Here is a 13,921-nt window from a genome sequence, read left to right as displayed (position 1 = left end):
ATACAAAGCAACGCGGTTGGTATGTACCTGACCATGATCAGCCGCTAGGCTCAGCCCGGCCATGCAATGAGAGCGCTCTCACCGTTCTGCTGTTCCACCCCCACCATGCTGGAACAACGAAGGGCTACTGCCTTGAGACGCACCACAGCCATGCGCACCGGCCTGTCCGCACTCCTTCTGCTCGGCGCCTGGGCAACCGCCGGTACCGGGCCCGCCTCGGCCGCCGGCGCCCCCGAGCCCACCGCGCCCTCTTCCTCCGATGCTCCGGCCTCCGCGGGCCTCATCGACGCCATGCAACGGGACTTCGGACTGACGAAGACCCAGGCCGAAGCCCGTCTCGCCGCCGAGAAGGCGGCGACGGCCGTCGAGTCGAAGGCCCGGCGTGCGGCGGGAGCCGCGTACGGGGGCTCCTGGTTCGACGCCGGGAGCGGGAAGTTGACCGTCGCCGTCACGGCCGCTGCCTCCGCCGCCACCGTGGACTCCGTACGCGAGACCGGCGCGACCGTCCGTACCGTCAAGCACAGCGCACGGCAGCTCGACGCGGCCAAGGCGCGCATCGACAAGCTGGCCGCGCCGAAGGGCGTCAGCAGCTGGCATGTCGACGCCAAGGCGAGTTCCGTCGTCGTGGCCGTCGTCGGCGCGGAGCGCGCTGACAACGATGTCCGGAAGTTCCTCGCGCAGGCCCGGGCGGCGGGCCCCGTCACCGTCGAAGAAGCCCCCGAGGCACCCCAGACCTTCGCCGCCGGGACGGTCGGCGGCGACCCGTACTACACCGGCAACGTCCGCTGCTCGATCGGGTTCTCGGTGCACGGCGGCTTCGTCACCGCAGGGCACTGCGGCCGGGCGGGAGCAGGCGTCAGCGGATGGGACCGGTCCTACATAGGCAACTTCCAGGGCTCGTCGTTCCCGGACAACGACTACGCCTGGGTCAACGTCGGCAGCGGCTGGTGGACAGTGCCCGTCGTGCTCGGCTGGGGCACCGTCCCCGACCGGCTCGTGCGCGGGTCCGCCGAGGCGCCCGTCGGAGCCTCCATCTGCCGGTCCGGATCGACCACGCACTGGCACTGCGGCACCGTGCTCGCCAAGAACGAGACCGTCAACTACAGCCAGGGCGCGGTGCATCAGATGACCAAGACCAGCGTCTGCGCGGAACCGGGCGACTCGGGCGGCTCCTTCATCAGCGGTGACCAGGCGCAGGGCGTGACCTCCGGCGGCTGGGGCAACTGCTCCGGCGGGGGCGAGACCTGGTACCAGCCGGTGAGCGAGATCCTCAACCGGTACGGCCTCACGCTCCACACGGCCTGATCCTCGGCGCCACCGGCACCACCGCCCGACGGGCTCCGTCACCGGACAGGTGGCGGAGCCCTTCCCGCCCGCCGCCGACGTCGACCACCCGTACGTCAGCGGTGTCCGGCTCAACGGCCGTCCGTACGACCGTTCCTGGACGGATGCCCGCTTCCTGCGCACCGGAGGCACGCCGGCATTCAGCCTGGCCCGACAGCCGGACACCGACTGGGCCACCGCGCCCGCCGGGCTGCCCCGCTGACGCACTTGTCGCCCCGGGTCCGACCGGATCCGGGACTTCGCGCATCAGAGCCTGCGCCACCGGGCCATCGCGAACGAGAACAGCCCGAACAGCACGAGTCCGACGGCGACGCCCGCCAGCAGCCACGGCCCCATCGGCGTCTCGGTGAACGAGCGCAGGGTGTCGTCCATGCCCTTGGCCTCGTCCGCCTCGTAGTCGACGGCCGCCCGGAGCGCGAAGACTCCGGCGGCCGCGAACACCAGACCGCGGGACGCTCCGCCCACGACGCCCGCGATGTCGACCAGCCGGCGCATCCGCCGCGGCATCTCCCCGCGCCTCAGGTGCTTGCGATACGTGAGCGCCATGGCCCGCACGGCCATCCAGACGCCGGCGCACACGACCGCGCCGCCCGCCACGCCCATGATCCACTGCCCGCCGGGCGTCTCAAGGATCTTCGCCGTCACGTCCCGCGACCGCCCGTCGCTCGAACCGCCCCCGCTGCCGCGGGCGCCCGCGGCGAAGGAGAGCGCGGAGTAGGCGACGAAGCCGTAGAAGACCGCGCGTGCGGCCGACGACGCCCTCTTCTTCCCCTTGTGTCCGTCCGGGCCCGCCGCGCCGAAGACCGCTTCGGACAGCCGCCAGAGCGCCATGCCGACGAGTCCGGTGCCCAGGGCCCAGAGCAGGACGGACCCGAAGGGCTTTTCTGAGACCTCCGCGAGCGCGCCGCCCTGATCCGCCTGCCGCTCGCTGTCGCCGAGGGTGAACTGGAGCGCCAGCATGCCGACCAGCAGGTAGATGACACCGCGCGCGATGAAGCCCGCCCTGGCGGCGCTCTCGAGCGCCGGGCGCGCCCGGCGTTTCCCGGCCCACCTGCCTCGCGTCAACGTGCTCACGTCCATCGTGGCCTCCCCCGTCCAGGTGCCCCTGCTCGGCCGTACGACACTCGGGCCGGCCGTACCAGGCGGTACCTCCCGGTTCCGGAGCGAAGCAGGACGATCGAACATACGATGGGCGTGCGCCGGGGTGGCACCGCAGACAAGCCGCCCCAGGACGCCGACCGCTCGGGGTGGGAGACGTATGGCACAAGGCACCGACACAGCACGGACCGTCATCCTGACTGTGGACGACGACCCCGGGGTGTCGCGTGCCGTGGCCCGCGACCTGCGGCGTCGCTACGGCGAGACGTATCGGATCGTGCGCGCCGAGTCCGGTCAGAGCGCTCTCGACGCCCTGCGCGAGCTGAAGCTGCGCGGTGATCTCGTGGCGGTGATCCTCGCGGACTACCGGATGCCCCAGATGAACGGGATCGAGTTCCTGGAGCAGGCCCTGGACGTGTACCCGGGCGCGCGCCGGGTGCTGCTGACCGCGTACGCGGACACGAACGCGGCCATCGACGCGATCAACGTGGTCGACCTCGACCACTACCTCCTCAAGCCCTGGGACCCGCCCGAGGAGAAGCTCTACCCCGTCCTGGACGACCTCCTGGAGGCCTGGCGGGCCTCCGATCACCGTGCGGTGCCGATCACGAAGGTCGTCGGGCACCGCTGGTCGGCGCGCTCCTCGGACGTACGGGAGTTCCTGGCCCGCAACCAGGTGCCGTACCGCTGGTACTCCTCGGACGAGCCGGAGGGCCGACGGCTGCTGGCCTGCGCGGGGCAGGACGGGAACCGGCTGCCCCTCGTGGTGACCGCGGACGGGACGGCGCTCGTCGAGCCCGATGACCCGGACCTGGCCGCCCAGGTGGGGCTGGCCACGACACCGGCGGCCGACTTCTACGACCTCGTCGTCATCGGCGGCGGACCCGCCGGGCTCGGCGCGGCCGTGTACGGCGCCTCGGAGGGGCTGCGGACCGTGCTCGTGGAGCGCTCGGCCACCGGCGGGCAGGCCGGCCAGAGCTCACGGATCGAGAACTACCTCGGCTTCCCCGACGGCGTGTCCGGGGGGCAGCTCACCGACCGGGCGCGGCGCCAGGCGGCCAAGTTCGGCGCCGAGATCCTCACCGCGCGCGAGGTGACCGGTCTCGAGGTCAACGGCGCCGCGCGCACCGTGCGCTTCGCGGACGGCTCCAAGATCGCCGCGCACTGCGTGATCCTGGCGACCGGCGTGTCGTACCGGCAGCTGGAGGCGCCCGGCACGGAGGACCTGACCGGGTGCGGAGTGTTCTACGGGTCGGCGCTGACCGAGGCCGCCGCCTGCCAGGGGCACGACGTGTACATCGTCGGCGGCGCGAACTCCGCCGGACAGGCCGCCATGTATCTGGCCCGGGGCGCGAAGTCGGTCACCCTCCTCGTGCGCGGCTCCTCCCTGTCCGCGTCGATGTCGCACTACCTCATCGAGCAGATCGAGGGCGCCCCGAACATCAACGTCCGTACGGGGACGGTCGTCGAGTCGGTGCACGGCTCCGACCACCTGGAGCAGCTCACCCTGCGCGACGTCGAGAGCGGGCACACCGAACTCGTCGACGCGCAGTGGCTGTTCGTGTTCATCGGCGCGGCACCGCTCACCGACTGGCTGGACGGCACCGTGCTCAGGGACGAGCGCGGGTTCATCATCGCCGGACCCGACCTGGCCGTCGGCGGACAGCCGCCGCCGGACTGGGAGCTGGACCGGTCGCCGTACCACCTGGAGACGAATGTGCCCGGAGTGTTCGTGGCGGGCGACGCGCGCGCCGAGTCCGCCAAGCGCGTCGCCTCCGCCGTCGGAGAGGGAGCCATGGCCGTGATGCTCGTCCACCGGTATCTGGAGCAGTCGTGAGCGGGCAGCCGATGCCGTGCGACGCGGCGGAGCTCAGCACGCTGTTCCTGTTCGAGAAGCTGGACGCCGAACAGCTGGGGCGGCTGTGCCGCGAGGGGCGCGTGGAGAAGTTCGAGCCCGGTTACGTCTATCAGGAGGGCGAGCCCGCCACCTGCTTCTTCGTGCTCCTGGAAGGCACGCTCGTGATGTCGCGCCGCGTCGGCAACGACGACGTGGAGACCACCCGTAGCTCCCAGCGCGGGGTGTACGCGGGGGCCATGCAGGCCTATCTGACCGCGCCGGGGGATCAGGCGCACTACAAGGGCTCGCTACGGGTCACCGAGCCCTCGCGGTTCTTCATCCTGCCCGCCGAGACGTTCGCCGCGGTCCTGCGGGACTGGTTCCCCATGGCCGTGCACCTCCTTGAAGGGATGTTCTTCGGCAGCCAGAACGCCCAGCGGACCATCGGGCAGCGCGAGCGGCTGCTGGCGCTCGGCTCGCTGTCCGCCGGGCTGACGCATGAGCTCAACAACCCGGCCGCGGCGGCCGTGCGGGCCACGTCCGCGCTGCGGGACCGGGTGGCCGGGATGCGGCACAAACTCGGCATGATCGCGACAGGCCCGTACGCGCGTGACGCCCTGGAGACGCTCGTCGAGATCCAGGAGCGCACCGCCGATCAGGTCGCCAAGGCCACGCCCCTGAGCCCGCTCGAGGCCTCCGACCGGGAGGACGCGCTCGCCGACTGGTTCGACGACCACGACATCTCGGGCGGCTGGCAGCTCGCGCCGACGTTCGTGCAGGCCGGGCTGGACACCGACTGGCTGGACCAGGTCGCGGCGGCCGTCGACGAGCAGACGCTCGAAGGGGCCGTGCGCTGGCTGAACTACACCGTCGAGACCGAGCTCCTCATGAACGAGATCGAGGACTCCACGACCCGTGTCTCGAATCTCGTCAACGCGGCCAAGCAGTACTCCCAGCTCGACCGGGCGCCCTACCAGGTCGCCGACGTGCACGAACTGCTGGACAGCACGCTGATGATGCTCGCCGGGAAGATGGGCTCGGGCGTCAGGGTCGTCAAGGAGTACGACCGTACGGTGCCGAAGATCCCCGCCTACCCGGGCGAGTTGAACCAGGTGTGGACGAACCTCATAGACAACGCCGTCTCCGCGATGGGCGGCGAGGGCGTGCTGACCGTGCGCACGGCGCTCGAACGGGAGCAGTTGCTCGTCGAGTTCCGTGACACCGGGCCCGGCGTGCCGGACGAGATCCGCGGCCGGATCTTCGACCCCTTCTTCACCACCAAGCCCGTGGGCGAAGGCACCGGTCTCGGTCTCGACATCTCCTGGCGCATCGTCGTGAACAAACACCACGGCCATCTGGAGGTGCACTCCGAGCCCGGCGACACCCGTTTCCAGGTCTTCCTCCCGCTCACCGCCGCCGAACCCGACACCCCTCAGGAGACGTCATGACCCTTCCGGACGGAATCGACACCAGCGTCCCGCCGAGCGGCACCGGGTGCGTCGAGTGCGAAGCCGACGGCGGCTGGTGGTTCCATCTGCGCCGGTGCACCCAGTGCGGACATGTCGGCTGCTGCGACTCCTCTCCCGCCAAGCACGCCACCGCCCATCACCAGGCCACCGGTCACCCCTTCGTCCGCAGCTTCGAGCCGGGTGAGGCCTGGTTCTGGAACTTCGAGACCTCCGAGATGTACGAGTCCGGTCTTGACCTCGCTCCGCCACTCAGCCATCCCGCCGATCAGCCCGCACCCGGCCCCGCGGGGCGGGTTCCGGCGAACTGGGCGGAGACACTGGGCTGAGGTGCGGTCGGACCTCGCGGCCACTGCCTCCATGACCGCGCGCCTCATCTCCGCTGAGGCTGCCGACACGTGCGGCGACGTAGCGAGTGGGAAGCGACCTCGTGGGCGGACCGGCCGCCGCCTGTCGCCGGCCGTCGGGCGGTGGCTGTGTCAGTGGCGCGTGCCAGGATGGACGGGTGCCGACCACCGCATTCACCACGCCGTTCATCGGTCGTGAGGACGAGCTCGCCCGTTTGACCCGCGTCCTGGACCGGACCCGGGCCGGTGAGGCGCGTGCCGTGCTGGTCGCGGGGGACGCGGGAGTCGGCAAGACCCGGGTGCTGGCCGAGGCCGCGGGGCATGCCACGGAGGCCGGCATGACCGTCGTCACGGGGCACTGTGTCGACCTCGGCGACGTGGGTCTGCCCTATCTGCCGTTCACCGAGATCCTCGGCGTGCTGGCCGGCGACGAGCGGTTCTCCGCCGCCCTGGCCGCACATCCCGTGGTCGACCGCCTGCTCGGCGACGGCAGCGGCGGCGCGGGGGACGCGGGCGGGCGGCTGCAGTTGTTCGAGGGCATGGCCGGACTGCTGGCCGAGCTCGCCGAGACCGCTCCGCTGCTGGTGGTCCTGGAGGACCTGCACTGGGCGGACCAGTCCTCCCGTGACCTGCTGCGCTTCCTGCTCAGTCGGGGCATCCTCCAACTCCCCCAGTCCCGGCTTCGTTCGAGTGCGGGAACGCCGGTCGCGGGTGGCGCGTCCCACCAGCGCCTGGCGGTCTTCGCCTCGTACCGCGCCGACGATCTGCACCGCCGGCACCCGCTGCGCCCCCTGCTCGCCGAGCTCGTGCGGCTGCCCGCAGTCGAGCGTCTCGAGCTGCGGCCGATGCCCGACGGCGAGGTGGCGCGCCTCGTCCGCGCCCAGCGGGCCGGCCCGCTGCCCGATGCCACCGTCCGCCGAATCGTCGAGCGCGCCGAGGGCAACGCGTTCTACGCGGAGGAGTTGCTCGCCGCCACCTCAGAGACCATGCCCGGTGCGGCGTCCGCCGTGCCCAGCGGACTGGCCGACGTGCTCCTCATCCGCTTCGAGCAACTTCCGCCCACCGCCCAGCAGGTGCTGCGTACCGCGGCGGTCGCGGGGCGCCGCGTCGAGCACGATCTGCTGCGCGACGCCGTCGAACTGCCCGAGGAGGAGCTGGAGTCGGCACTGCGCGAGGCCGTCGGCCGGCAGCTGCTCGTCCCTGGCGAGGACGACACCTACTCCTTCCGGCACGCCCTGATCCGCGAGGCCGTCTACGCCGACCTGCTGCCGGGTGAACGGGTGCGGCTGCACCGGGCGTTCGCCAGAGTGCTGGCCGGGCGGGGCCACCCGGCCGAGAGCGCGGCGGAGCGCGCCCACCACTCGCGGGAGAGCCACGATCTGGCCGACGCGCTGGCGGCCTCGCTGGAGGCCGCCGACCACGCGGGCCGGGTCCGCGCACCCGCCGAAGAACTGCGCCACCTGGAGGCCGCCCTCGACCTGTGGTCCGCGGTACCCGCTGCCGCACGGCCGGAAGGCTTCGACACGGTCACCTTGACGCTGCGCGCCTCGGCGGCCGCCGCGCACGCCGGCGAGACCCACCGGGCGGTCTCGCTCACCCGGTCCGCGCTCGCGAGGGTCGGTTCGGAGGAGGACTACGAACTGGCCGCCCGCGTCCGCTACACGCTCGCGGGCAATCTGATGCGCATCGACAGCCTGACGGCCGCGTTCGCGTACAGCAGCGAGGCGCTCGCGATGATCCCCGCCGACCCTCCGTCGCGTACGTGGGTGTGGGCCGCGGCCACCCACGTCATGGCGGCGAGGTACGTGGGCGACGACGACGCCGCCCACCGTGTGGCCCACCAGGCCCTGCGGATCGCCGAGGAACTCGAAGTGCCCGACGCCCGGGCCGACTTGATGATTTCCCTCGTCGGCCTCGAAGGAGACAACCGGCGCACTCCGGAGGGGCGGGCCCGGCTGCGGGAGGCGCGCGAGCTGGCCCGGCGCGCCGCCAACGTCACCATCGAGATGCGCGCCCTCTTCAACCTCGCCATCGGCTCGTACGAGTCCGGCGACCTGGACGAGTGTCTGAACTGGCTCTCCGAAGGCCTGGAGCGCGCGGGCCGCGCCGGGCTCCTCTCGTCTCCGTACCCGTTGGAAATGCGCTATCTGCACTCCCTGGTGCTCTACACCCTGGGCCAGTGGGACGAGTGTGTGCGGGTGGCGGAGACCGATGCCGAGCGGCTTCCGGCGGCCGGCAGGTACGCGATCGCGCCCGCGCTGTCCGTGGCCCTGGCGCGTGGCGACCAGGGTGCCGCCGAGCGGGCCCTGGCCCTGCTCGACGGGCCGTTCGACTGGATGGCCACGCTCGTCGCGAGCATCCTCCTGACCGACGCCGCGGTACTGCGGCGCGACCCCGAGGCGGCCGTCGAGCAGTTCCGTACGTCGGTCGCGGCTCTCGTCGACGACTCCGGCAGCACGCCCGACGTGGTGGTGCGGCTCGCGGCGCTCGCTCTGGCCGCCGTCGCGGACGCGGCCGTGGAGCTCCGCCGGGCCGGCGACGAAGAGGGGACCCGCCGCTGGGCGGAGACCGGGACGGAGCTGGTGGAGCTTGCCCGGGTCACGGCCGCCAAGGGCGAGGACGGTTCGCCGCAGGGGCCCGAAGGGCTGGCGTGGCTGGCGCGCGCCGAGGCGGAGTGGGCACGGGCCGGCACCGGACCGGATGTCGAGGCCTGGGAGAAGGCCGTCGCCGCGTTCGGCTATGGAGACGTCTACGAGCAGGCCCGCTGTCAACTGCGGCTCGCGGAGGCCCTCTTGGCGACGGAACGACGCGCCGAGGCCGTCGAGCACGCGCGCGCCGTGCGCGACACGGCCGTCCGGCTGGGCGCCGTGCCCCTGCGCGAGGACGTGGAGCGACTGATCCGCCGGGGCCGCCTCGCGGAGACCTCGCCCACGGCGGACCGGGTTCCCGTGCTGACCGCCCGTGAGAACGACGTCCTGCTGCTCCTCGCCCGCGGCCGCACCAACCGCCAGATCGGCGAGGAACTCTTCATCACCGGCAAGACGGCGAGCGTCCACGTCTCCAACATCCTCGCCAAGCTGGGCGCCGCCAGCCGCACGGAAGCCGTGGCGATCGCGTACCGCGAGGGACTGATCGAAGCGGAGCGGTCCGCTTCCGGGTGATGGCCGGTGGATGCCGTGCCCGTCCGCCGGCGCGTCGAGGCGATGTCGACCGGCGACGGTCATGCTCGCTCGGCAGGGTCCCCGAGCAGCTGGAAATGCCAGAGGATCATGGCCGGGACTCCGGTGCCGGCCGCTTGCGCCGCCTCGGGAGCCAGGCCGGCCAGGGACCATGGCCAGAGCTCCCACGGTCCCGCTTCGGTGGCACGCGGTGTGTCCCGGGACCCGGGCTGTTCGGCGTCCGGCGCACTCGCGGTGGCCTGGTCACGGGGCCGTGCCACGGCCGGTCGCTCGGGTTCCTCGCAGCGTCGCACGTGCAGCCCCGCCTGCAGGGCGGCGCGCAGATACTCCCCGGGACTGTGGCGGTAGGAGATCAGGCGTCCCGGTTGCCCGTCCGGTCGGCGTAGGCGGGGAATCACGCCTCGCGCCACCTGCTCGGGGTGGATGTCGGCGATCAGGAGATGTCCGCTCGGGCGAAGCACCCTGGCGAACTCGGCCATGACGGGCCTGAGTTCGGGAAGATGCGTCATTGCCAGGGAGCAGACGACCAGGTCCACGGCGCTGTCGTCCACCGGCAACTCGTGCAGGTCGCCGAGGTGGAAGTCGCCCCGCGGCACCCGTCGGCGTGCCCGGGCGGGCATGTCGGGCGAGCTGTCCACGCCGATGACCCGATGTCCTCTTGCGGCCAGCGACGCCGCGATCCGGCCGGTGCCGCACGCGGCGTCCAGGACGACGCCCGCCGGCAGTGAGTCGGCGACTTCACCGACCAGAGGCCCGTCGAAGTCGAACGCCGTGTTGGGGCCGTCGTACGTACTCGACCAGATCCCGTAACCCTCGACCGTGTCCACGCTCGCCACGTCCACTGCGGTGTCCGCCAGCGACTCGTCGTCGAGCAGTCGCCGGATCTCGGCGATCCGCGCATCGACGAACTCACGGTCGTACTCCCCGGCGAACGTTCGCATCAGGGCGATGCCTTCGAGGCCGAGCACATAGGCCAGCGGATGCTCGTACGTCATGGGCGCGACGGTAACGACGGATTCTTCGCAGGTGCCATCGAATTACCGCCTGCCGTGAGGCGCCCCACGGATCACGCCAGCATCTCCCGGGCGTAGAGCGCGTACACGGCCGCGACGCGACGCATCGCCGCCTCGTCGACGTACTCCTCGGGGCCGTGGGAGACGTCGAGCCGCCCCGCCCCGTAGGCGAACGCGGGGATGCCGAGCTGGGCGTACCAGCGGATGTCGAGGATGCCCGCGCACATCTCGAACTGCGGCCGGGCGCCCTCGACTTCGTCGACGCACCGGGCCAGGGTGACGGCCGCCGGATGGGACTCGTCGGTGCTCGCGGAGGGCTGCAACTGGGTCACCTCGACGGACACATCGGCACCGATCTCGGCGGCGGCGTCGTCGATGAGGGCCGTCAGCCGCTTGAGCTCGCCGTCCAGGTCCTCCTCGGGGTTGAAGCGGCCGTCGACGGTGAAGTGGACCGAGCCCGGTACGACGTTGAAGTTCGAGCCGCCGCCGGACAGACCGCCGACCACGAGCATGGTGCCCGGCGCGTCGTCGCCGTTCATCGGGAAGTTCGTGTGCCGGGTGGCCATCTCCGCGGCGTACGCCTCGACCGGGCGGGCCACATGCAGCATGTGCTGGAAGGCGTTCACGCCCCGGTGCGCCTGGCCGACGTGCGCCTCGCGCCCCCGGATGTCGACGCGCAGGGAGACCGCGCCGCGGGCCGCGTGCCAGATGCCGGCGCCGCTGGGTTCGCCGGTGACCATGGCGACGGCGCGTGGGTCGATCAGCTCCGCCTCACGCAGATGACCGGACCCCGCTACGCTGCCGGTCTCCTCGTCGCACACCAGGTGCAGGACGATCCGGCCGTCGCCGAGCAGTCCGAGCTCCTTGGCGGCCGCGGCGCCGTAGAGCATGCTGACGATGCCGCCCTTCATGTCCGCGGTGCCCCGGCCGATGAGCTTCCCGTCACGCCGCTCGACCGTGAACTGTTTGCGGTCCTGCACCGGGACGACGTCGAAGTGCCCGTGGAAGTAGAGGAGTTTGCCGCCGTCGCCGACGGTGCCGCGCACGACGGCCGGCTCCTCCAGCTCGCCGCCGGGCGCGAGTTCGATGATCTCGGGGCCGAGTCCCAGCCGCTCCATGGCGTCGCGCAGGACCCGCGCACAACGTCCGAGGTTGCGTCCGGGCGGGTTCTCCGATTCCACGGCCACGAGTCGTGCCAGCAGTTCGGCCATCTCGTCGGCCCTCGGCTCGAGCCAGGCCCGTACCGCTGCGGCATCATTCCTCATGAGCTTCGCCTCTCCTCGGCACAGCTACAGTGGCTGACAGCCGGAATCGTCATATAAAAGTGACGATGCGTTCAACGTAGGGAACGATGGATTCTCAGTCAATGGCCCTCCCCGCCGCCCGGCACCTGGCCGAGACGGTCCGCCGCCACCGCGAGGCGCGCAACCAGTCGCTCGGCGAACTCAGCCGGCTCACGGGTCTGTCCAAGACCAGCCTGGCCAGGATCGAGGCGGGTGAGGGCAACCCGTCGCTGGAGACCTTGTGGCGCCTGGGGCATGCGCTGGGACTGAGTATCGGACAGCTCATCGAGCACGCGGGGCCGGCTCCGGCACGGGTCCAACGAGCAGGCGAGGGCACCGTCGTGGAGTCCGCGCGCGGGATGCGGGGCCGACTGCTGCAGACCGACCACAGCCGCCACCGCACCGAGGTCTTCGAACTCGACCTGCCACCGGGCTCGCGGTTCGAGGGCGACCCGCACGACGCCGGCACCCGGGAGCTGGTCCACTGCACCGACGGCGCCGTGGTCTGCGGCCCGGCCGACCACCTGCTCGACCTCAAGGCCGGCGACACGGCGCACTTCGACGGCGGCGTCCCGCACATCTACGCCGCCGGACCGGGCGGCGGACGAGCGCTGCTGGTGATGAGCTACCCACCGGATCTCAGGTGACGGTGTACGCCACGGGGAGCGGGCGCGCATCAAGCGTCACCCGCTCCGCAAGAGAGGCGGTGCGCCATACTGCGGCAATGTTCGGCATACGGGACGGCCAGATATGGGACGGCCGGCGCACAGCGGTGGTCCGCTGTCTACTGGCCGCCATCCTGGCCATGACGGCCGTGCTCACGGGCCCGGGGCAGGCCACGGCAGCGGAGTCCGGCCCTCGCGACATCACGCAGAACGTTTTCTACGTGCCGCTGCACAAGCAGGAGCCGTACACCTCCGATCGGCTCGGCCTGGAGTTCGCGTACGACGGGCCGGCACGGGATGCCGAACTCGCCGTGGACGCGTCCGGGCTCGAGGGCGTCGCCGTCATCTCCTCGGGAGCCGACGGCTGCAGGCCGCGGATGCCGTCCTTCACCTGTTCGAAGCCGCTGCACCCCGACTCCGAGGGCTGGAACCTGCAGGAGCTGAAGCTCCGCCCCGCGGCCGGCGTCCGGGCCGGGGACTCCGGCATCCTCCGGTACACCCTCAAGCCGGAGGGTCTGCCCGCCGTCCGTGGCAGCCTGACGGTGATCGCGGGGCGGCCCGAACTGCGGGTGAACGAGGGCCGCACTCTCAAGAAGATGGCCGTGGGCGAAACCTTCGGCGTGCCCGTCGTCATCCGTAACACCGGCGATGTTCCCGCCCGCGGCGTCGTCCTGCTCATCGACGGCTTCCGGGATCTGTCCGCGACCACCCGGCACAGCAACTGCCGCTACCCCGGGGACGCCGACTACGCCAGGGGCGCCGCCGTCATCAAGTGCCTGCTGCCCGACGCCGTCATAGCTCCCGGTGAAACGATGCGGCTGACCCCCGTACTGCGGATGAAGCCGGGCAAGAGCGCGCTGAGGGAAAATTTGTCCTACGGGGCGTGGCCCTTCCACTCCTCCGGACGGCATCCGGGCCCGCCATGCTGCGTGGACGACCCCTCCCCCGGGCTCACACCGGGGAACGCGGCACCCCTCTCCCTCACCCCGGACCCGGCCGGCGGCAAGGGGACAACCTTCACCACGGACCCGGAGCCTGCGGGGGTGGACGTGCCGGTCCGCAACACCGCCGATATCGAGGCGATCGGCTCATCGCTGCTCGGCGACGTCGGCAGCAGTCACCGCATCCTGGTCGGCTACCGCAACAACGGCCCCGCCCAGACGGGCGAGATCAGGACCGTGTTCGTCGTCCCGCCCGGCACCGAGGTGACCCAGGCGCCCTACGACCCCGAGGCCGAGGAGGAGATGGCCGACCAGGCCTGCGAGACCAAGGACCACGGCCGCAGCTACACCTGCGACCAGCACGGAGAAGTCGGCCAGGAGGTCACCTACGAGTTCACGTTGCGCGTCACGAGCAAGGACACCCGTTCCGGCTGCGTGGCCGTCTCGGCCTGGGAGGGCGACTCGGCAACGGTCGGCGCCCGTGTCACGGACACCGTGCGAAGCAACGACAAGGCTCCCGTCCAGGTGGCCGAGAACGGCACGTTCTCCTGCGCTGTGTCCAAGAGTGACGGCAGCGTCGACGTGCCCAAGAGTGAAGGCGGCGTCGGCGGCTGGGCCCTCGGCACCGGAATCGCGGCCCTCGCCGGCTCGGCGCTCCTTGTCATCCGGCACCGGCGCAGGAAGGCGTCCCGTTCCGGTCCACCGAAGACGCCCTGGTGGCTGACGCGCTTCGAACGAGAGCTGTGAC

At 71.7% G+C, this 13,921-nt stretch carries 11 protein-coding genes; 8 read left to right on the top strand and 3 right to left on the bottom strand.

The genetic code is table 11. From position 1 onward, the window contains the following. Nucleotides 1-150: 150 nt before the first annotated feature. Nucleotides 151-1,305: a S1 family peptidase gene (locus GAS53_RS05665; RefSeq protein ID WP_151476427.1), complete on the top strand. Its 1,155-nt coding sequence runs from the start codon at nt 151-153 to the stop codon at nt 1,303-1,305. 49 nt (nt 1,306-1,354) lie between these two features. After that, nucleotides 1,355-1,546 carry a hypothetical protein gene (locus GAS53_RS05660; RefSeq protein ID WP_151476306.1) on the top strand — a complete coding sequence of 64 codons (192 nt, stop codon included), beginning with the start codon at nt 1,355-1,357 and terminating at the stop codon, nt 1,544-1,546. A 44-nt stretch (nt 1,547-1,590) separates the two neighbouring features. On the opposite strand, the gene GAS53_RS05655 is transcribed toward GAS53_RS05660, so the two are convergent. Beyond that, nucleotides 1,591-2,424 carry a DUF1206 domain-containing protein gene (locus tag GAS53_RS05655; protein WP_151476305.1) on the bottom strand — a complete coding sequence of 278 codons (834 nt, stop codon included), beginning with the start codon at nt 2,422-2,424 and terminating at the stop codon, nt 1,591-1,593. Between the two features lie 178 nt (nt 2,425-2,602). Here GAS53_RS05655 and GAS53_RS05650 point away from each other — a divergent pair, with 178 nt between their 5' ends. The 4 genes from GAS53_RS05650 (at nt 2,603) to GAS53_RS05635 (ending at nt 9,253) form a co-directional block, all read left to right on the top strand. Further along, nucleotides 2,603-4,279, top strand: a complete 1,677-nt coding sequence (locus GAS53_RS05650) for an FAD-dependent oxidoreductase (RefSeq protein ID WP_151476304.1) — start codon at nt 2,603-2,605, stop codon at nt 4,277-4,279. Beyond that, entirely contained in the window at nt 4,276-5,727 is a 1,452-nt protein-coding gene (locus GAS53_RS05645) for an ATP-binding protein (protein WP_151476303.1), read from the top strand. The genes GAS53_RS05650 and GAS53_RS05645 overlap by 4 nt, the downstream gene beginning before the upstream one ends. Beyond that, on the top strand, nt 5,724-6,074 hold the full coding sequence (locus GAS53_RS05640; protein WP_151476302.1) for a UBP-type zinc finger domain-containing protein: 351 nt from the start codon (nt 5,724-5,726) through the stop codon (nt 6,072-6,074). The genes GAS53_RS05645 and GAS53_RS05640 overlap by 4 nt, the downstream gene beginning before the upstream one ends. 176 nt (nt 6,075-6,250) lie before the next feature. Continuing rightward, nucleotides 6,251-9,253, top strand: a complete 3,003-nt coding sequence (locus GAS53_RS05635; RefSeq protein WP_151476301.1) for a helix-turn-helix transcriptional regulator — start codon at nt 6,251-6,253, stop codon at nt 9,251-9,253. 59 nt (nt 9,254-9,312) lie between these two features. Here the strand turns inward: GAS53_RS05635 and GAS53_RS05630 are convergent, their stop codons facing one another. Together GAS53_RS05630 and GAS53_RS05625 are read right to left on the bottom strand one after the other, a co-directional pair. Continuing rightward, a complete protein-coding gene (locus GAS53_RS05630) occupies nt 9,313-10,266 on the bottom strand; it encodes a class I SAM-dependent methyltransferase (RefSeq protein ID WP_151476300.1) in 954 nt (317 codons plus the stop codon). Nucleotides 10,267-10,337: 71 nt separating this feature from the next. Then, nucleotides 10,338-11,549 (bottom strand): M20/M25/M40 family metallo-hydrolase, encoded by a 1,212-nt coding sequence (locus GAS53_RS05625; protein ID WP_151476299.1) that lies wholly within the window; start codon nt 11,547-11,549, stop codon nt 10,338-10,340. Between the two features lie 86 nt (nt 11,550-11,635). On the opposite strand from GAS53_RS05625, the gene GAS53_RS05620 reads away from it, so the two are divergent. Then, nucleotides 11,636-12,214, top strand: a complete 579-nt coding sequence (locus GAS53_RS05620) for a helix-turn-helix domain-containing protein (protein ID WP_151476298.1) — start codon at nt 11,636-11,638, stop codon at nt 12,212-12,214. A 77-nt stretch (nt 12,215-12,291) separates the two neighbouring features. Next, nucleotides 12,292-13,920, top strand: coding sequence for a COG1361 family protein (locus GAS53_RS05615; RefSeq protein WP_192582970.1), 1,629 nt, complete (start codon nt 12,292-12,294; stop codon nt 13,918-13,920). The last annotated feature ends 1 nt before the right edge of the window (nt 13,921 follow it).

The organism is Streptomyces albicerus, assembly GCF_008905045.1.
In the GTDB taxonomy this organism is placed as follows: Bacteria; Actinomycetota; Actinomycetes; order Streptomycetales; family Streptomycetaceae; genus Streptomyces; species Streptomyces albicerus.
This window is presented reverse-complemented; position numbering and strand designations above follow the sequence as displayed.